This is a genomic window from Rhodovulum bhavnagarense (assembly GCF_004343505.1).
In the GTDB taxonomy this organism is placed as follows: Bacteria; Pseudomonadota; Alphaproteobacteria; order Rhodobacterales; family Rhodobacteraceae; genus Rhodovulum; species Rhodovulum bhavnagarense.
The window spans coordinates 20,133-38,358 of the sequence record NZ_SLXU01000003.1 but is presented as its reverse complement, the minus strand read 5'-3'; the positions used below and the strand labels follow the sequence as shown (position 1 = coordinate 38,358).

At 62.1% G+C, this 18,226-nt stretch carries 17 protein-coding genes and 2 tRNA genes; 6 read left to right on the top strand and 13 right to left on the bottom strand.

Translation table 11 applies throughout. The annotated features are described in order from the left end of the window. Positions 1–12: 12 nt before the first annotated feature. From EV663_RS05185 to EV663_RS05170, 4 genes are all read right to left on the bottom strand, one after another. Positions 13–1,287: a TRAP transporter large permease gene (locus tag EV663_RS05185; protein WP_132950733.1), complete on the bottom strand. Its 1,275-nt coding sequence runs from the start codon at positions 1,285–1,287 to the stop codon at positions 13–15. Beyond that, complete coding sequence (locus EV663_RS05180) at positions 1,284–1,868, bottom strand: TRAP transporter small permease (protein WP_165910133.1); 585 nt, start codon at positions 1,866–1,868, stop codon at positions 1,284–1,286. Before EV663_RS05180 ends, EV663_RS05185 begins: the two co-directional genes overlap by 4 nt. Before the next feature lie 13 nt (positions 1,869–1,881). Further along, positions 1,882–2,880 carry a TRAP transporter substrate-binding protein DctP gene (gene dctP, locus EV663_RS05175; RefSeq protein ID WP_132950731.1) on the bottom strand — a complete coding sequence of 333 codons (999 nt, stop codon included), beginning with the start codon at positions 2,878–2,880 and terminating at the stop codon, positions 1,882–1,884. 140 nt (positions 2,881–3,020) lie between these two features. Further along, positions 3,021–3,752 carry a GntR family transcriptional regulator gene (locus EV663_RS05170; RefSeq protein WP_132950730.1) on the bottom strand — a complete coding sequence of 244 codons (732 nt, stop codon included), beginning with the start codon at positions 3,750–3,752 and terminating at the stop codon, positions 3,021–3,023. A gap of 96 nt (positions 3,753–3,848) precedes the next feature. On the opposite strand from EV663_RS05170, the gene EV663_RS05165 reads away from it, so the two are divergent. Next, entirely contained in the window at positions 3,849–4,745 is an 897-nt protein-coding gene (locus EV663_RS05165; protein ID WP_132950729.1) for an isocitrate lyase/PEP mutase family protein, read from the top strand. Positions 4,746–4,902: 157 nt separating this feature from the next. Here the strand turns inward: EV663_RS05165 and EV663_RS05160 are convergent. From EV663_RS05160 to tgt, 5 genes are all read right to left on the bottom strand, one after another. Beyond that, positions 4,903–4,978: transfer RNA gene (locus tag EV663_RS05160), tRNA-Val, on the bottom strand. Between the two features lie 187 nt (positions 4,979–5,165). Beyond that, positions 5,166–5,240 (bottom strand) — tRNA-Val (locus EV663_RS05155). A 12-nt stretch (positions 5,241–5,252) separates the two neighbouring features. Next, complete coding sequence (locus EV663_RS05150; protein WP_132950728.1) at positions 5,253–5,702, bottom strand: HU family DNA-binding protein; 450 nt, start codon at positions 5,700–5,702, stop codon at positions 5,253–5,255. A 150-nt stretch (positions 5,703–5,852) separates the two neighbouring features. Then, positions 5,853–8,258, bottom strand: coding sequence for an endopeptidase La (lon, locus tag EV663_RS05145; RefSeq protein ID WP_132950727.1), 2,406 nt, complete (start codon positions 8,256–8,258; stop codon positions 5,853–5,855). A gap of 179 nt (positions 8,259–8,437) precedes the next feature. Further along, positions 8,438–9,568 (bottom strand): tRNA guanosine(34) transglycosylase Tgt, encoded by a 1,131-nt coding sequence (gene tgt, locus EV663_RS05140; protein WP_132950726.1) that lies wholly within the window; start codon positions 9,566–9,568, stop codon positions 8,438–8,440. A gap of 72 nt (positions 9,569–9,640) precedes the next feature. Here tgt and rimK point away from each other — a divergent pair, with 72 nt between their 5' ends. Next, entirely contained in the window at positions 9,641–11,053 is a 1,413-nt protein-coding gene (gene rimK, locus EV663_RS05135; protein ID WP_132950725.1) for a 30S ribosomal protein S6--L-glutamate ligase, read from the top strand. 6 nt (positions 11,054–11,059) lie between these two features. Here the strand turns inward: rimK and EV663_RS05130 are convergent, their stop codons facing one another. Beyond that, entirely contained in the window at positions 11,060–11,428 is a 369-nt protein-coding gene (locus tag EV663_RS05130; RefSeq protein ID WP_132950724.1) for a PAS domain-containing protein, read from the bottom strand. Between the two features lie 123 nt (positions 11,429–11,551). Between EV663_RS05130 and EV663_RS05125 the strand changes: the two genes are divergently transcribed. The 4 genes from EV663_RS05125 to tpiA all read left to right on the top strand — a co-directional run bounded on the left by EV663_RS05125 (position 11,552) and on the right by tpiA (position 14,656). Next, complete coding sequence (locus EV663_RS05125) at positions 11,552–11,914, top strand: SUF system Fe-S cluster assembly protein (protein WP_132950723.1); 363 nt, start codon at positions 11,552–11,554, stop codon at positions 11,912–11,914. Positions 11,915–11,995: 81 nt separating this feature from the next. Next, complete coding sequence (locus EV663_RS05120; RefSeq protein ID WP_132950722.1) at positions 11,996–13,222, top strand: glycerophosphodiester phosphodiesterase family protein; 1,227 nt, start codon at positions 11,996–11,998, stop codon at positions 13,220–13,222. A 230-nt stretch (positions 13,223–13,452) separates the two neighbouring features. Next, entirely contained in the window at positions 13,453–13,821 is a 369-nt protein-coding gene (locus tag EV663_RS05115) for a HesB/IscA family protein (protein ID WP_132950721.1), read from the top strand. 85 nt (positions 13,822–13,906) lie between these two features. Further along, complete coding sequence (gene tpiA, locus EV663_RS05110) at positions 13,907–14,656, top strand: triose-phosphate isomerase (protein ID WP_132950720.1); 750 nt, start codon at positions 13,907–13,909, stop codon at positions 14,654–14,656. Positions 14,657–14,731: 75 nt separating this feature from the next. On the opposite strand, the gene EV663_RS05105 is transcribed toward tpiA, so the two are convergent. The 3 genes from EV663_RS05105 to EV663_RS05095 form a co-directional block, all read right to left on the bottom strand. Next, entirely contained in the window at positions 14,732–16,129 is a 1,398-nt protein-coding gene (locus EV663_RS05105) for a TRAP transporter large permease (RefSeq protein WP_132950719.1), read from the bottom strand. Positions 16,130–16,132: 3 nt separating this feature from the next. Continuing rightward, a complete protein-coding gene (locus EV663_RS05100) occupies positions 16,133–16,828 on the bottom strand; it encodes a TRAP transporter small permease (RefSeq protein ID WP_132950718.1) in 696 nt (231 codons plus the stop codon). Positions 16,829–16,913: 85 nt separating this feature from the next. Next, complete coding sequence (locus EV663_RS05095; protein ID WP_132950717.1) at positions 16,914–17,915, bottom strand: TRAP transporter substrate-binding protein; 1,002 nt, start codon at positions 17,913–17,915, stop codon at positions 16,914–16,916. Between the last annotated feature and the right edge of the window lie 311 nt (positions 17,916–18,226).

Genomic DNA, 18,226 nt, shown 5'->3' with positions numbered 1-18,226 from the left:
ACCGAACCGGATCTAAAGGCGGTAGGGGATGTAGGTCACGATCCCCGGCAGCAGCCAAAGCAGGACAAGCGCAAGGAACATCAACCCGATAAACGGCAGCACACCACGTGCGACGGCCCCAAGCGAAGATCGCGCGACAGCCTGTATCACGAAGAGGTTCAGCCCGACGGGCGGAGTGATCAGCGCGATCTCGATCAGGATCACGAAATACATCGCGAACCAGATCGGGTCGATCCCGAGAGATAGCACCGTGGGAAACAGGACCGGCACCATGATCAAAAGCATGGACAGGCTTTCAAGAAACAGCCCGATGAACAGAAGGATCAGGCCCACGATCAGAAGAAAGCCGAGGTCGGACTGAACCTGGGTGTCGAACAACTGCGAGATCTGGGCGGGCACCTGGTAGATGGTCACCGCTTTGCCAAAGATCTTGGCCCCGATCACGATCAGGAACAGCACGATGGTCGTCGTGACTGTCTCGCGCAGCGCCTGCACGAAGCCCGCCCAACTGAGCGAGCGCAGCACCAGCGCGGTGATGACCAATGCAAAGACCGCGCCGACGGCCGATGCCTCGGTCGGGGTGAATACACCCGAATAGATGCCGCCGATCATCAGAAGGGCCAGCCCCCCGGTGGGCAGCGCCCGCATTGTCGCGTGCCAGCGCTGCGCGCGTCCGACTTTTGCAGAGGGCTTGTACTCCTTTGAAAAGAAAGAATAACCAACGCAATAGATGGCAAAGAGCGCGATCAGCACGAGCCCCGGGCCGATGCCCGCCAGGAACAGCTTTCCGATGCTTTCCTCGGTGATGACACCGTAGACGATCAGAGGGATCGAGGGTGGGATCAGAATCCCCAGAGTGCCCCCCGCCGCAAGAAGCCCCAGCGTGAAGGACTTGCCATATCCGCGGCTGGTCATTTCGGGCACCGCAACGGTTGCCACCGTCGCCGCCGTTGCAACCGAGCTGCCCGATATGGCCGAGAATATGCCGCAAGACGCAAGCGCCGCGATCCCAAGCCCGCCGGGCCAATGTCCGACCCAGCTTTGCAGCGCGTCGAACAGGTCACGCCCGACCCCCCCCTTCAGCAGGATGTTCGACATCAACAGGAAAAGGGGCACCGACAGGAGAACGAAATTGTCGATCGCCCCGTGCAGGTTCTGCGCGACCATCACAAGGGGCAACCCCTTGAGCGCGAGCATGACCGTTCCCAATCCCGCCAGCGCGAAGGCGACCGGAATACCGATAAACAAAAGCACAAGAAGTGCGAGGATGACCAGGACGAGCGTCATTCGATCGGGGGTCCGGCATGTGTTGGCGCATGTTCACCCGAGGGCGAGAAATCGGGCGCGGGCGCGAATGGCAGGCGGATCAGTTCGGCCAGCGCCTGAAGCGCGAGCAAGGCGAAACCGACCACGACGGGAAGTTCGGCGATCCAGTTCGGCAATTCCAGCATGGTCGGCTGACGCCGGCCCAGGCGGATCGAGTCTGCGACGATGTCCCACCCATAGATCACGGCCACGAGGCTGAAGGCGAGAATGATGAGCAGCGCCAGGCCATCCGCGATGCGCCGCAGCGCCGGGCCAGCCAGCGCCAGAAGTGCGGTAATGCGGATGAGGCTGCGCTGGCGCAGCACGTAGGCCATCCCCAGATAGGTGAACCAGACCTGGCAGACGACCGCGATATCCTGCGCCCAGATTGTCGGAGAGTTAAAAAGGTAACGAGCTGCGACCTCGAAACACAGCATCGCGGCGATCGCGGCCACCATGACCTCGCCAAGCCTCGCGCAGGCATAGGAAACGCCATCCACCCCCCGAAGGATGGGATTACCGGACCCCGCGGGGTCCGGCCTGTCATGGTGTCTAGAGTTCACGGCAGGATCGCAATCATTTGAGGGCGCGAACCGCCTCGACGAGTTTGCGCCCCTCCTCGCCGGCCGCCGCGATATAGGCATCGACCGCGGGAGCGGCTGCCGCCTGCCATGCGGCAATCTGCTCAGCCGTCAGGTTCTGCACCTGCATGTCGGTATTTTCGGCGATGAAAGCCTCGGAGGCCAGGTTCTTGTCCTTGGTCTCGGCGCGCATCTTTTCTTCGGCGGCCAGTGCGGCCTGGCGCATCCAGCCCTGCTCTTCCTCGCTCATCTTGTCCCAGGTGGCGTCGTTCATCACGACCAGGAATTCGGTCTGGGCGTGGTTGGTGATCGTCACCCAGTCCATGACTTCGTAAAGCTTGCGCGATTCGATGGCGGTCGTGCCGGTCATGCCGATATCGACGGTGCCGCGCTGATAGGCCAGGAACTGTTCAGAACCACCGATCTTGACCGGCACGCCGCCAACGGCCTGGATGAAATCCCCCGACGGCTTGCCCAGCACGCGCACCTTCTTGCCCTTCATGTCTTCGGGGCTGAGCAGGGGTGCGTCCTTGGACAGAAGTTGCACCGGCCCGTAATCCTGCCACCACATCACCCGCGTACCGGTCTGGCGGATCAACTCGTCGATCTGCTGGCGCACGGCGCTATCGGCATTGGCCGCGCGTGCAAGGGCGTCGTAATCGGGGAACATGAAGGCCACGCTGAACAGGCCGGTCGCGGGAATAGTGCCTGCATATTCGTCGATCAGGACCAACCCCATGTCGATGGCGCCCGATGCAACCGCTTGGGGCACTTCGCTACCCTTATAGAGTTGGGCAGAGTCATAGACCTCGATCTTTATCTCGCCGCCAGAGGCCTCTTCGACCTGGTCCTTGAAAAACACGATATTCTGGCCGACCGGGTGGTTCACCGGAACTTGCAGGGTCAGCCGGAGGGTGCGTTCCGCATGTGCCGTACCAGTGGTCGCGGCGAAAAATGCAAGGGCGGCCAAGGCGCCCCGTCCCACGTTATTCATTGTGCTTACCTCCCGGGTCTAAGTCCGCCACGATCCGCCCGACCGTTTGCCGGCCTGTCAGGTGGCGCGTTGCATCAGAACGCTAGTATACAATCTTTGATGCGTCAATTGCCGCGAACCCCGAGATAGCCCCACCCTTGTCACCGGCCGCTCGACATCGGACCGACCTTGCCTTCCCCTCCCCGGCGCATGGCCGTATATCCGGCATGGAGATGCGCCCGCATCACCGCCGCCGCCCATTCCCCGCGCCCCGCGTCAAGCGCGGCGACGATTTCGCGATGATGGTTCATGCTGCGTGCAACCTCGTCCGCGTCATAACGACGATAAGTGCGCAGCACGATTGGCGCGGCAGTGACGCTTTTGATCAGCGATGCAAGCCTGGGATTGGCCGCCGCATCAATGATCCGCATGTGAAAGACATCGTTCAGCGGAGTGAGGTCATCACGTAGCGCCGGAACATCTAACACTTTGAAAGCAATACTTTCCATTTGATCGCACAGCGCGTTCAGCTCTTGTATGCCGACGTCGTCCATCCGCTGTGCCGCCCGTCGCGCGGCATAGGATTCAAGCTCCAGTCGCAAATCGAAAAGTGATTCGATCTCGTCCTCGCTCCAGCCGCGGACGCGGCATCCGACATTTGCCGAATATTCCAGGAACCCCTCGTTGACGAGCATGCGCAACGCATCCCGCACTGGCGTCCGGCTGACGCCGATACGCCGCGCAAGTTCGGCCTCGGGCAGATGCGTGCCGCTGGGCCACGCATCGCGCAGCAGGTCATCGCGGATGATCGTGTAAGCGCGCCGCGCCGCATGGCCATGTTTCAATTTTCGGCCGCGCTCTTCCGCGGCTCTGCCGGCCCTGTCCGATTTCATGGTTCCTCCCTCTACCCTGCCAGGATTGTATGCAATATGGACGCATGCTATCCCCCGACAAGAAATTTCAGTTCGTCCAAGTTACGGAGGGCATCCATGGCCGAGGAAAGTAACACCCCGAGCGTTCAAGAAAAGCGGCGCGGTCTGCGCGCCCGCCTCTCACAGAATAGCCTGATACCTGCCCCCGGCGTTTTCGAGATGATTTCCGCCAAAATCGCCGACCGTATGGGATTCGATGTCCTTTACATGACCGGTTATGGCACCGTGGGGTCATATCTGGGCCTGCCCGATGCAGGGCTGGCAACCTATAGCGACATGCTGAACCGGGCATCGGCCATGGCCAATGGCACGCGTACCGCGCTGATTGCCGATGGCGATACCGGCTATGGTGGCCTGTTGAACGTCGCGCATACCGTGCGCGGCTACGAAGCCGCCGGGGTCGCGGGCATTCAACTGGAAGATCAGGAATTTCCCAAGAAATGTGGACATACCCCGAACCGCCCCGTCATCCCGGGCGCAGAGATGGTGCGCAAGATCAAGGTCGCGGTCGACACCCGGTCCGACCCTGACTTTCTGATCGTGGCGCGCACCGACGCGCTTTCGTCTATGGGTATCGACGAGGCGCTGCGTCGCGCCGAAGCCTATGCCGAGGCAGGGGCCGACCTCATCTTTGTCGAGGCGCCGGAAACTGTCGAACAGATGGAACGTATCGGCCGGGTCGTCGACAAGCCCCTGGTCGCCAACATGGTCGAGGGCGGCAAGACACCGATCCTGCCGCGCGAAGATCTCGAAAGGATCGGCTACCGCCTGGCGATCTATCCCGCGACAGGGTTCCTTGCCATGGCAAAGACCCTGGAGACGGTCTACGACGCGATCCGCACGGAGGGGTCATCGGTCGGTGTCCAGGACCGGCTGGCAGATTTCAACGCCTTCAGCGCGCTGATGGGCTTTGACGATGTGTGGGAGTTCGAAAGGCGCTATCGCGACATTTAGGCCAATACTGCCCGGCGGCTGCAAGCGCGGCCAAGATATCCCTGGTTCCAACCTAAGCATCGATGCCACGCGGCGGTTGCAGGGGACGCAACCAAACCGCGCAGGGTTCAGAGAACCGTAAAGTCCCCAGCAAGAGCGGGACAAGACATTGAAGGTCTGGTGGGCGATGAGAGACTCGAACTCCCGACATCCTCGGTGTAAACGAGGCGCTCTACCAACTGAGCTAATCGCCCTGACAGGCGGGGTTTAGACCGGCCCGCACCCAAAGCGCAAGCCCCGATCGTCTTTCTGCGCAGATGCAGGGCACCGACGGTTCGGGGGGCCGGGTATGATCCAAACGGCCAGTTCATGCACCACGCGTCGCAACCGACTTTGCCATCGGCCAAGACAAACGTAACAACCACGTGTTTCTAGGAAAAATGGTGGGTGATGAGAGATTCGAACTCCCGACATCTTCGATGTGAACGAAGCGCTCTACCACTGAGCTAATCACCCGTGGCGCGCTTCTTAGCCGTCCTCGCAAGGCTCTGCAAGGGGGGTTTTGACCTCATCGGCAGCCTGCTCGGCGGACTGGCGCGAACGTCGCAGACGAAGGGTCAGGACCTCGCCGTTATCCTTGTCTTTCTTGTTGGTGACCATCACCTTGCCCAGCGGCTGAAGGCTCAGCGTCCGCCCATCCGACAGCACCTGACCCAGCACGGCAAGCATCGCCTCGACAGCGGGCTTGACGTCCTTCTTTTTCATGCCCGAGGTCTCGACCACCATGTCTACGAGGTCGTTCTTGCGCAACTCGTTGCCATCAATCTGCGGTGCCGGAATGGGTGCATCGATGATCGCGGTCTCGGTCGGGTTGGGGTCGGGCCTTGACGTGGCGGCCGCCGAACTCCGCGCCGCGGCCGGAGCTTTGCGAACCGTGGTCGTGCTGCGCTTGCGCGTGGTGGTGGGGGCTTTGGTCATGCCTGCCTCTGGATGTGCCGTTTCGAAACTCGCTCACAGTAACACTAGCGAAGCTGGCGCTGCTTTGCCACGATCAAATCCGTTCGCCAAACGACAAGCGGCGCGCCCTGAAAGGCGCGCCGTCAGGTCATCGGGCCTTGCAGGCAGAACCTAGTGGGCGATTTGCCCGACCCCGTCCCCGGTGGCATTCTGCGCGGCATTGGCGGCGGCTTCCTCGGCCTCTTCGTCCCATTCGATGGGGTCGGGGGCTGATACGAGGGCATGCTTGAGAACGTCGCGCACATCCGAAACCGGGATGATTGTCAGCCCCTGTTTCACATTGTCGGGGATCTCGCGCAGATCCTTCTCATTTTCCTCGGGGATCAGCACCGTCTTGATGCCCCCCCTGAGCGCGGCCAGCAACTTTTCCTTGAGCCCGCCGATGGCCAGCACATTGCCGCGCAGGGTGACCTCGCCGGTCATGGCGATATCCTTGCGCACGGGAATCCCTGTCAAGACTGACACGATAGAGGTCACCATCGCGATACCGGCCGATGGGCCATCCTTGGGCGTCGCCCCCTCAGGCACGTGAACGTGGATGTCCCATTTCTCGAACTTGGGCGGTTTTACTCCGATTTCAGGCGCGATTGACCGCACATAGCTTGAGGCTGCGTCGATCGACTCCTTCATCACGTCGCCCAGCTTGCCCGTGGTCTTCATCCGGCCCTTGCCCGGCAGTTTCAGCGCCTCGATGGACAGAAGGTCACCACCGACAGATGTCCAGGCCAGCCCGGTGACGACACCGACCTGGTCTTCCTTCTCGGCCAGCCCATAACGGAACTTCTTGACGCCCAGGTATTCCTCAAGGACATCTGGTGTCACCGTGACCTTGTCGGTCTCTTTCTTGATCAGCCTGGTCACCGCCTTGCGCGCGAGCTTGGCAATCTCGCGTTCGAGATTCCGAACCCCTGCCTCACGGGTGTAATAGCGGATGATCGCGGTCAAGGCGTCCTGCGTCAGCACGAATTCCTTTTCACGCAGGCCGTGGTTCTTCATCTGCTTGGGCAGCAGGTGACGCAACGCGATCTCACGTTTCTCGTCCTCGGTATAACCCGCGACGCTGATGATCTCCATCCGGTCCAACAGCGGGCCGGGCATGTTATAGCTGTTGGCCGTGGTCAGGAACATCACGTTCGACAGGTCGTATTCGACCTCGAGATAGTGGTCGACAAAGGTCGCGTTCTGTTCAGGGTCCAGAACCTCAAGCATGGCAGAGGCCGGGTCGCCCCGGAAATCCTGTCCCATCTTGTCGATTTCATCCAGCAGGATCAGAGGGTTCGTCGTCTTGGCCTTTTTCAGCGCCTGAATGATCTTGCCGGGCATGGACCCGATATAGGTCCGGCGGTGGCCGCGGATCTCGGACTCATCGCGCACACCGCCCAGCGAGATGCGTATGAACTCGCGCCCGGTGGCCCGTGCCACGGATTTCCCAAGACTGGTCTTGCCCACGCCCGGCGGGCCGACAAGGCACAGGATCGGGCCTTTCAACTTGCGCGAGCGCTGTTGCACCGCAAGATATTCGACGATCCGTTCCTTGACCTTTTCCAGCCCGAAATGGTCGGCATCCAGAACCGCCTCGGCCCGGCCAAGATCCTTTTTCACGCGCGATTTCACATCCCACGGGATCGACAGCATCCAGTCGAGGTAATTGCGCACCACCGTCGCCTCTGCCGACATGGGCGACATCGATTTCAGTTTCTTGATCTCTGCCTCGGCCTTGTCGCGGGCCTCCTTCGACAGCTTGGTTGCAGCCACCCTCTCTTCGAGTTCGGCAATCTCGTTCTGGCCATCCTCGTCACCCAGCTCACGCTGGATCGCCTTCATCTGTTCGTTGAGATAATATTCGCGCTGGGTGCGCTCCATCTGGCTCTTGACGCGGGTCTTGATCTTTTTCTCGACTTGGAGAACCGACATCTCGCCCTGCATCAGGCCATAGACCTTTTCCAGACGTTCCGCGACCGAAAGCGTCTCCAGAAGATCCTGCTTCTGTTCGACCGCAACGCCCAGATGGCCCGCCACCAGGTCGGCCAGCTTGGCCGGTTCATGGGTTTCGGCCACCGCCGAAAGCGCCTCTTCGGGGATGTTCTTCTTGATCTTGGCGTAGCGCTCGAATTCCCCCCCGACCGAACGCAACAGCGCCTCGACCGCCGCCGGGTCGCCCGGCTCTTCGTCCAGAACCTCGGCATGGGCCTCGAAGAAGGCCTCGTTCTCGAGATAGTCGGTGATGCGTACCCGCGTCCGCCCCTCGACCAGCACCTTGACCGTGCCGTCGGGCAATTTCAGCAATTGCAGCACATTGGCCAGGACACCGCCACTATAGATGCCAGAACTGTCAGGATCGTCCACCGCCGGATCGATCTGCGCCGACAGCAGGATCTGCTTGTCGTCCTGCATCACCTCTTCCAGCGCGCGCACAGATTTCTCACGCCCGACGAAAAGCGGCACGATCATGTGAGGAAAGACTACGATATCACGCAGCGGCAGGACAGGGAAGGATTGGCTCAGTTGCTCGGTCATGTGTTTTCCTTGGTCTGGCAGGAGGACACCGGCCCCGTTTCGGCGACCACGGCCCTCTCCTCTCTGGCCGCAATATCTGGGGGCGCCCTGCCCCGCATTCAACCAGGCTAGTTGCAACTCGGTTGTTACAATGCCCGCCGCACCTGCCGGGTGCAAGCATGCTTTGGGGCGGCGCAGACCTAGAGCGGCGCGATATCGCCCTCGGCGCGCGCGGCGTGAAATGTGGCCTGCCAGTCGGCAAACCGACCCTCGGCAATAGCCGCGCGCATACCCGCCATCAAGTCCTGATAATAATGCAGGTTGTGCCAGGTCAACAACATGGACGAGATGATTTCCTGCGCGCGAAAGACATGGTGCAAATAGGCGCGGGAATAATGCCGGCAGGCCGGGCAGGCGCACTCCTCGTCCAGCGGGCGGGGATCATCGGCGTGGCGCGCGTTCTTGATGTTGACCACGCCCCGGCGGGTAAAGACCTGGCCGGTGCGCCCCGACCGCGTGGGAAGGACACAATCCATCATGTCTATGCCGCGCGCCACCGCGCCCACGATATCGTCGGGCTTGCCCACCCCCATCAGATAGCGCGGCTTGTCGGCTGGCAGGCAATCGGGGGCATAGTCCAGAACCCCGAACATGGCCTCCTGCCCTTCGCCCACAGCCAGGCCGCCCACCGCGTAGCCGTCAAACCCGATGGATTTCAGCGCCTCGGCGCTTTCCTCGCGCAACTCGCGCGTTACACCGCCCTGCATGATCCCGAACAGTGCGTGGCCGGGTCGATCCCCGAACGCCGCCCTGGACCGTTCCGCCCAGCGCATCGACAAGCGCATGGCGCGAGCCACCTCGTCGTCCGTCGCCGGCAGCGCGGGACACTCGTCGAAACACATCACGATGTCGGACCCCAACAGGCGCTGTATCTCCATGCTGCGTTCGGGGGTCAACGTGTGGCGCGAACCGTCGACATGGCTTTTGAATGTAACGCCGTCCTCGGTCAACTTGCGCAGTTCCGCAAGGCTCATCACCTGGAAGCCCCCCGAATCCGTCAGGATCGGCCCTCGCCAGTTCATGAAACGATGCAGACCTCCCAGGCGGTCGATCCGTTCCGCCGTAGGCCGCAGCATCAGGTGATAGGTATTGCCCAGAATGATGTCGGCCCCGGTGGCCGCCACGCTATCGGGCAACATTGCCTTGACGGTACCCGCGGTGCCCACCGGCATGAAGGCGGGCGTGCGAATCTGTCCGCGCGGCGTCGTGATGACCCCGCCACGCGCCTTGCCGTCGGTGGCCTTAACTTCGAAGTTGAACGCAGCCGTCATATCTGTTCTCGCGATAGGCACCCAGGGTCGCGTTCATATGCGATTCTGCCCGGAATCCAAGGAGCCAGACCCATGCTCGATAGCGACGTGCCCGAAACGCCCCTTTTCCGCCTAGGGTGGGAGGAATGGGTCGCCCTGCCCGGCCTGGGCCTGCCCGCGCTCAAGGCCAAGGTGGATACCGGCGCAAAGACCTCGGCGCTGCATGCCTTCGATATCGAACCTTTCGGCCCGGCCACTCGTCCCAGGGTACGGTTTGCCGTTCATCCGATCCCGGGTCGCGAGGATCTGTCGATCCCCTGCTCGGCCGAGGTGATCGACCGGCGCGAAGTCATCTCGTCGAACGGGGAATCCGAATGGCGTTACGTCATCGGCTCCGAGATCGAGGTCGGCAACCGGCGCTGGCCGATCGAACTGACGCTGACCCATCGGGGCGGCATGGCTTACCGGATGCTCCTGGGGCGCCAGGCGCTAGGCGAGGACGTGGTGGTCAGCCCCGGCGAAAGCTTTTGCCAGCCGCGCCTGTCCTACGATGTCTACCATTCGGCCGAGGTACGCCAGGTCGCCCCCGCGCGCGTTCTGCGCATCGCCGTCCTCAGCCGCGAGGCGCATAGCTACTCCACCGCCCGCCTGGTGGACGAGGGCGAAAAACGCGGCCACGTCGTCGAGGTGATCGACACCACGCGCTGTTACATGGCGCTCAGCGCGCTGTCGCCCGAGGTTTATTACGATGGCAAGCGCCTGCCCCGCTATGACGCGATCATCCCTCGGGTCGGTGCCTCGGTCACCTCTTACGGCACTGCCGTGATCCGCCAGTTCGAAACCATCGGCACCTATTGCGTGAACGGCTCCGAGGGCATCACCGCCAGCCGTGACAAGTTGCACGCCCACCAGATCCTCGCGCGCCACAAGATCGGGATGCCGATGACGGCCTTTGCCGCCTCGCCCAAGGATACCGACAACCTGATCTCGCTCGTGGGTGGCGCCCCGTTGATCGTGAAACTTCTGGAATCGACCCAAGGCAAGGGCGTGGTACTTGCCGAAACCAAGAAGGCGGCCGAATCCGTGATCTCGGCCTTTCGCGGCCTCAAGGCCTCCTTCCTTGTTCAGCATTTCGTGAAGGAGGCCGCGGGCGAAGATATCCGTTGCCTCGTCGTCGGCTCAAAGGTGGTGGCCGCGATGAAACGCACCGGCGCCGAAGGCGATTTCCGCTCCAACCTGCACCAGGGCGGCCACGCCGTGGCGGTGCGCATCACCAAGGAGGAACGCGAGGCGGCGGTGCGCGCCGCGCGCGCCTTCCGGCTGAACCTCGCGGGCGTGGACCTGCTGCGCTCGGATAACGGCCCCAAGGTGCTGGAGGTCAATTCCTCGCCCGGCCTCGAAGGCATCGAAAGGGCCTCGGGCAAGAACATCGCCGCGCTGCTTTACGACGAGATCGAGAAACGCGCCCGCCCCCTGCCCGTACCCAAGGGCCGCAAGCGCAGTTGACCGCGCTCAGACCGGGTTCTGCGCCCCCGCGAAATAGACCAGTCGACCCGCCTCGTCGAAAATCGGCCGGATGCGCAGCCGGTTCATGAATGGCGTGCCATCCCTGCGATAGTTCAGGAGATCGATCGTAAAGGTCGTCTGCGCAGCCAACGCGTGGCGGATCGCCTCTATCGCATGGGGATCGGTGCCCTCCCCCTGAAGGAAGCGGCAATTGCGTCCCAATGCCTCGTCCGAGCTATAACCGGTCTGCCTCTCGAATTCTTCGCTGACATAGATCATCGGATTGTCAGGCAGGTTGGGATCGGAAATGACCACGCTCATCTCTTGCTCTTCGGCCTGCAACAGGCCGCGCGCCTCATCCATGGACAACTGCATCGGTTCTCTCCGTTCCACCTGTGACCATGGCTAGCCCGCCCGCGATCGCCAGACAAGGCAAACACGCACTGGACGCCGTTTGCTCCATTCCTTATATGTTTTGTAAGCTTTACAGGAGCCCCCATGTCCCAGCCGCAGGAAAAGCTCGAAGGCACCCCCCTGATCAAGCCGTCCTCAACCGACCACCCGCTCTACGAGCAAGTCGTCGAGGCATGCCGCAGCGTCTACGACCCAGAAATCCCGGTGAATATCTACGACCTGGGGCTGGTCTACACGATCGAGATCGATGACGAGAATGCCGTCTTCATCACGATGACGCTCACAGCCCCCGGCTGTCCGGTGGCTGGCGACATGCCCGGCTGGCTGCAAGAGGCCGTGGCCCCGGTCCCGGGCGTCCGCCAGGTCGATGTGGACATCACCTGGGACCCGCCTTGGGGCATGGACATGATGTCGGACGAGGCGCGGCTCGAACTCGGCTTCATGTAGGCGTCACGCAGGCTTCGCGCCCCTGTCACGGAGCGCGGTCATTGGATTTCCGTTGCCTCATCCCTGCGAACGGAGATCCAGATGACGATCACCCGCCTGACCGCCGCGGCCGCGCTGCTGGCCGCAACCGCCCTGCCCGCGCTGGCCGAAACCGGCCTGGAATACGGCCCGCGCCCCTATTACCTGATCGACAAGATGGACGACGGCCCGCTCAAGGAAAAGCTGGCCGCCTGCATCGGCCAGACGCCGACGCGTACCGATTTCTCGATCGGCCATCGCGGCGCGCCGCTGATGTTTCCCGAACACACGGTCGAATCGAACATGGCCGCGGCGCGGATGGGCGCGGGCGTCCTGGAATGCGACGTGACCTTCACCAAGGACAAGGAACTGGTCTGCCGTCACGCCCAGAACGACCTGCACACCACCACGAACATCCTGACCACCGAGCTGGCCGGGAAATGCGTCACCCCCTTCACCCCGGCCAATGGCGATGCCCCGGCCCGCGCCGAGTGCCGCACCGCCGAACTGACGCTGGCCGAGTTCAAGACGCTGAAGCCCAAGATGGACGCCGCCGACAAGTCGGCCACCACGCCCGAGGCCTACCAGGGCGGCATCGCCGGGTTCCGCACCGATCTCTACACGAACGGCGCGCAGCTGATGACCCATGCCGAGTCGATCCGCCTGTTCAAGGCGCTTGGCGCCAGGTTCACCCCCGAACTGAAAAGCCCTGCGGTGGACATGCCCTTTGACGGCTTCACCCAAGCCGATTACGCACAGAAGATGATCGACGAGTACAAGGCCGCCGGCATCCCCGCCAAGGACGTCTTCGCCCAGTCCTTCGACCTCTCCGACATTCTCTACTGGATCGAGAACGAGCCTGACTTCGGCGCCCAAGCGGTCTATCTCGACGACCGCTACGAGGCCTCGGACGAGGATGAGGGCCTGATCGACCCCATGGACCCGGCGACCTTCAAGCCGACCATGCAGGAGCTCGCCGACATGGGCGTCAACTACATCGCGCCGCCGATGTGGATGCTGGTCACCGTCGAAAACGGCCAGATCGTCCCGTCGGTCTATGCCGAGAAGGCCCAAGAGGCCGGGCTGAACATCATCACCTGGACGCTGGAACGTTCGGGCCCGCTGGCAACGGGGGGCGGCTGGTACTTCCAGTCGATCGCGGATGTCACCGACAATGACGGTGTCTATTTCGAGTTGCTGGATGTCTTGGCACAAGATGTCGGGGTAAAGGGCGTGTTCTCGGACTGGCCCGCGACGGTGACTTTCTACGCGAACTGCATGGGCATCTGAGCCCCGCTGCACGTGCCGGCAGGGGCGGCCAGCCTATCGCCCTTGCCTGTCCTGGTCCCCGGCGGCGGCGTCTGGCCATGGGTATTTTTACCAAGAAGAAGTCGCCTCGGTCTTCTTCTTGGTAAAAATACCCAAAAAATCTGCCCCTTTCAGCCTGAGCAGGCCCCCACCCCCTTGAGCGCCCCCCGCCGACCACCTACCCTTTAAAGTGGGAAAGGGAGAGGTGCAAAATGTTCGGAAATCCCGGGAAAGCACCGGTCACACTCACGCCGGCCGCCGCCGCGCAAGTGGCGCGGCTTGTTGCGCGCGAGGATGCGGCGGGCCTGCGCATCGGCGTCAAGAAGGGCGGTTGTGCAGGAATGGAATACACGATGGAGGTGGTCGCAAAGGCCGATCCCCTGGACGAAGTGGTCGAACTGGGCGGCGCGCGGGTAATGATCGCGCCAATGGCGCAAATGTTCCTGTTAGGAACCGAGATCGATTACGAGGTCTCGCTGTTGGAATCGGGGTTCAGGTTTCGCAATCCCAACGTGGTGGATGCTTGCGGCTGCGGCGAATCCGTAAAGTTCCGCGACCCCGACCAGGCCACGAACGGCTAATTGCCGCCTGCGCCAATTGGGCCGTTCCGCCGCGCGCCGAAATGCCCTAGGAAGACGGGAAACGTCAATTCCAGCGAGGGTGAACATGCGCAGAAGACTGGCCGCGGGCAATTGGAAAATGAACGGAACCGGCGCAGCCTTGGCCGAGGTCACGGCATTGTCCGGCGGCCATCCCAACCCGCAGGTCGATATCCTGATCTGTCCGCCTGCCACGCTGATCCAGCGCATGGCGGAGGTGGCACGCGGAACGGCGATCGCCGTGGGCGGGCAGGATTGCCATAAAGCGCGGACCGGTGCCCATACCGGCGATGTGTCGGCCCATATGCTTCACGAGGCGGGTGCCAGCCATGTCATCCTCGGCCACTCGGAGCGCCGCACGGACCATGGCGAAACCGACGCGACCGTGCGCGCCAAGACCGAGGCAGCCCTGGACGAGAAACTGGTCGCCATCGTTTGCGTGGGGGAAACCGAGACGCAGCGGGATGCCGGCGAGACGCTGTCGGTGATCGGCACCCAGTTGCAGGGATCGTTGCCCGACCACGGCGTAAACGGCGCCACCATCGTCATCGCCTACGAACCGGTCTGGGCCATCGGCACCGGTCGCGTGCCGACACTGGACCAGATCGCTGAGGTTCATGATTTCATCCGCGCGGGGCTCGTCGATCGCTTTGGCGAGGATGCCCAGGGCATCCGCCTTCTTTACGGCGGCTCGGTGAAACCGGCGAACGCGGCGGACATCTTTGCCATCTCTAATGTCGATGGGGCTCTGGTTGGCGGCGCTTCGCTCAAGGCGGTTGATTTCTCGGCGATCATCTCTGCACTAGAAGCGGCCTGAGCCACCGGAAAGAGCCAAAGGTCGCCACGGGCCGCGCGGATCGCGCGGCCCTTTTCCTTTGCCTGCGCCGCGGGCCTATTTGACGATGATCTCGGGCCCCATCAACGCGGTCGGCAGCGCGGTAGACAACCACGGAACGTAGGTCACGATGATCAGGAACACGAAGAGAACAGCGAGAAACGGCAGCGCCGCCCGAACCACCCGCATCATCGGCATCCCCGCGACACCCGAGGTCACGAACAGGTTCAGGCCGACCGGAGGCGTGATCATCCCGATTTCCATGTTCACGACCATGATGATCCCCAAATGGATCGGGTCGATCCCCAGTTCGATCGCGATGGGAAAGACCAGGGGCGCCACGATCACGATCAGGCCAGAGGGTTCCATGAACTGGCCGCCGATCAGAAGGATCACGTTGACCATCACAAGGAACATGATCGGGCCAAAGCCCGCCTCCAGCATGGCGCCGGCGATCTTCTGCGGGATCTGTTCATCGGTGAGGACGTGTTTCAGGATCAGCGCGTTGGCGATGATGAACATCAGCATGATGGTCAGCTTGCCCGCGTCCAGCAGCGTGCGCCGCGTATCGGCGTGGAAGAACCCCGTCACCAGCGCCTGGGGCCGCCGCGCCAGGCTGAATGGCGCGCCCCCTTCCTGTGCCGGTTTCAACGGCCCCATGTCGCGATAGACGAAGACGGCAATAACGAATGCGTAGACAGAGGCCACCGCAGCCGCCTCGGTCGGCGTGAAGATGGCGCCGGTCACGCCCGGGATCCCGTAGATGCCGCCCATGATGATGATGATCAGCATCAGGCCCCAGAACGCATCGCGGAAACTGGCAAGGATCTCGCCCCAGCCCTGCCATTGCCCCTTGGGCATGTCGCGGATCAAGGCGATCACGTAGATCGATACCATCAGCATCAGGCCCGCCAGAAGACCCGGAATGACCCCGGCCAGGAACATCCTTCCCACCGAGACGTCAGTGGCCGACGCATAGACCACCATCACGATAGAGGGCGGGATCAGGATGCCCAGCGTGCCCGCGTTGCAGATCACGCCGGCGGCAAAATCATTGGTATAGCCAACCTTGCGCATCGCCGCGATCACGATCGAGCCGATGGCAACCACGGTCGCAGGCGACGACCCAGACAGCGCCGCGAACATCATGCAGGCAAACACACCCGCAATCGCCAAGCCGCCGCGCAAGTGCCCCACGCAGGCGATGGCAAAGCGGATGATCCGCAGCGCAACGCCGCCCGTAGACATGAAACTGGATGCAAGGATGAAGAACGGGATCGCCAAAAGCGTGTAATGCCCGGCCATCGCCTGGTAGAGCGACTGCGCCACCGAGGCCAACGAGGTGTCCGACAGGGCAAGCAGGAAGATGATCGAGGCCATGCCGAGCGACACCGCGATCGGCACCCCGATCAGCAGGAAACCGATCACCATTGCAAAAAGAAGAATGACATCCATGGATCAGGCGCCTTTCTTTGCGGCGACTTCCTCGACCGCATCTTCGGCCTCGTGGCTGACGATCAGGCTTTCCTGCGTGCCACGCAGGATACGCAGGCCCGCCTCGACAAGCCGGACGAGCATCAATGCCACCGCGAGGGGGATCATCAGGTAAGGCAATGCAACGGGAAGTTTATCGTAAGGATCCTCGCCCTCGGGCAGGAACAGGAATTCAAGGGGTGCGCGCAGGATCTCGGGCATCGGAATCCGCTCGGTCGGGACATAGCCCCGGTAGTCCCAGGGTTTCATTTCCTTGAAACCGGTCGGGAACCAATGCCCGGTCGTCGGAGGCAGGTTGGCGAACGGCGCCCAGTAATCATAGGCCCCCTTCATCAGCAAAACCGCGTAGACGAGGCAGATCGCCAGCGCGATGATGGCCATCACCCGCCTCGTTCCTCGCGACACCATGTTGAGCACGGCATCAACGCCCAGATGCATGGTGATCTTGAAACCGTAGGCGATCCCGAACAGAATCAGCCAGGCAAACAGTATCAGGGTCAGTTCCAGCCCCCAGATCAGCCCGCTGTTGAACACATAGCGCAGCACCACATTCACGAAGGTAACAAGCACCATCAGCCCCAGAAGCGCGGCGATCACTGTTTCCTCGAAAACATGGATGGCACGCCCCAGCGCGGTTTTCGGGCGATACGTTGCGCTCATACCGCTATTCCCTGACTGTTTCGGAATCCTGAAATGACGGGTGGCGGCCCCAAGGGGCCGCCTCCTCTAACCACCTTCAAGTGGCTCAGTTCATAGCGTTGATCTGTTGCGCGGCCTCGATATTCTCGGCCCCGACATCGGCCTCGAACTTGGCCCAGACAGGTTTCATGGCATCGACCCAGGCCTGGCGCTGCTCGGGTGTCAGCTCACGGATCTCGCCACCGGCGTCCAGGATCGCCTGGCGTGCCTCGGCATCGACCTCGCCAACCGCGGCGTTACGCTCGGCACTCACCTCGGCGAGAATGGTGAGCAGTTGATCACGGACATCCGCATCAAGCCCCTCCAACCACTCGACCGACGTCACGACGAGGTAATCCAGGACGCCGTGATTGGTTTCGGTGGTTCCGTCCTGCACCTCGAAAAACTTCTGGCCATAGATGTTCGACCAGGTATTTTCCTGTCCGTCGACGACGCCGGTCTGCAACGCGCCGTAGACCTCGGAAAATGCCATCGGCTGCGGGCTGGCATCCAGCGCCTCCATCTGGGCAACCAGCACGTCAGAGGTCTGAACCCGGAATTTCAGGCCCTTGGCATCCTCGGGGCTCAGCAGCGGCTTGTTGGCCGAAAACTGTTTCATCCCGTTATGCCAGAATTCCAGGCCCAGAAGGCCGCGGCGGGCCATCGATTCCTTCATGGCCTGACCTGCATCAGAGGCCTGGAAGGCATCGACCGCTTCGATGTTCTTGAACATGAAGGGCAGGTCGAAAATGCGGAACTGCTTGGTATATTTTTCGAATTTCGACAACGAGGGCGCCGCGAACTGAACGTCACCGTTCAGCATGGCCTCAAGCACCTGGTCGTCGTTGTAAAGCGTGGTGTTGGGATACACCTCCATGCAGGCCACGCCGTTCATTTCCGTGTTAACACGCTCGGCAAACAGCGAGGCGGCGATGCCCTTGGGATGCTTGTCGGAATTGGTCACATGGCTGAACTTGATGACCATTTCGCCATCGTCGCACTGCGCGAGCGCGGTGCCGGCGGAAACGGAAAGCGCTACGGCCGCGGCGGCGGCAGTCACGAATTTCATAGTGTACCCTCCCAGGTAGCTGCTTCGTTGATATCCGCCGTTAGTGTCCGGCGGCGCCCGACTATCACCGATGATCGCGCAGGTCTCAAGGGAAACCGCCACATCGGGGGATGTCTTTTTCGGCTGGTGCCTCCGCCCCTGCGACATTCATGCTTGATCTGAGTCATGGTGGTCCGCGCCCCTGTGCGGGAATACGCGGGCAGACGGGACATACCGGGCTCGCGGCCCGGGCCGTGCGAAGGGGGGTTCCCCTGCCTGCAAGGACACCTATAGGAAAGGAGCGGGACCATCGGCCCCGTTGCGTGAAGCCA

Coding starts and splice junctions, on each gene's coding strand:
- EV663_RS05185 (WP_132950733.1), bottom strand. CDS start 1,287: ATGACGCTCGTCCTGGTCATCCTCGCACTTCTTGTGCTTTTGTTTATC.
- dctP (WP_132950731.1), bottom strand. CDS start 2,880: ATGAATAACGTGGGACGGGGCGCCTTGGCCGCCCTTGCATTTTTCGCC.
- EV663_RS05170 (WP_132950730.1), bottom strand. CDS start 3,752: ATGAAATCGGACAGGGCCGGCAGAGCCGCGGAAGAGCGCGGCCGAAAA.
- EV663_RS05165 (WP_132950729.1), top strand. CDS start 3,849: ATGGCCGAGGAAAGTAACACCCCGAGCGTTCAAGAAAAGCGGCGCGGT.
- EV663_RS05150 (WP_132950728.1), bottom strand. CDS start 5,702: ATGACCAAAGCCCCCACCACCACGCGCAAGCGCAGCACGACCACGGTT.
- lon (WP_132950727.1), bottom strand. CDS start 8,258: ATGACCGAGCAACTGAGCCAATCCTTCCCTGTCCTGCCGCTGCGTGAT.
- tgt (WP_132950726.1), bottom strand. CDS start 9,568: ATGACGGCTGCGTTCAACTTCGAAGTTAAGGCCACCGACGGCAAGGCG.
- rimK (WP_132950725.1), top strand. CDS start 9,641: ATGCTCGATAGCGACGTGCCCGAAACGCCCCTTTTCCGCCTAGGGTGG.
- EV663_RS05130 (WP_132950724.1), bottom strand. CDS start 11,428: ATGCAGTTGTCCATGGATGAGGCGCGCGGCCTGTTGCAGGCCGAAGAG.
- EV663_RS05125 (WP_132950723.1), top strand. CDS start 11,552: ATGTCCCAGCCGCAGGAAAAGCTCGAAGGCACCCCCCTGATCAAGCCG.
- EV663_RS05120 (WP_132950722.1), top strand. CDS start 11,996: ATGACGATCACCCGCCTGACCGCCGCGGCCGCGCTGCTGGCCGCAACC.
- EV663_RS05115 (WP_132950721.1), top strand. CDS start 13,453: ATGTTCGGAAATCCCGGGAAAGCACCGGTCACACTCACGCCGGCCGCC.
- tpiA (WP_132950720.1), top strand. CDS start 13,907: ATGCGCAGAAGACTGGCCGCGGGCAATTGGAAAATGAACGGAACCGGC.
- EV663_RS05105 (WP_132950719.1), bottom strand. CDS start 16,129: ATGGATGTCATTCTTCTTTTTGCAATGGTGATCGGTTTCCTGCTGATC.
- EV663_RS05100 (WP_132950718.1), bottom strand. CDS start 16,828: ATGAGCGCAACGTATCGCCCGAAAACCGCGCTGGGGCGTGCCATCCAT.
- EV663_RS05095 (WP_132950717.1), bottom strand. CDS start 17,915: ATGAAATTCGTGACTGCCGCCGCCGCGGCCGTAGCGCTTTCCGTTTCC.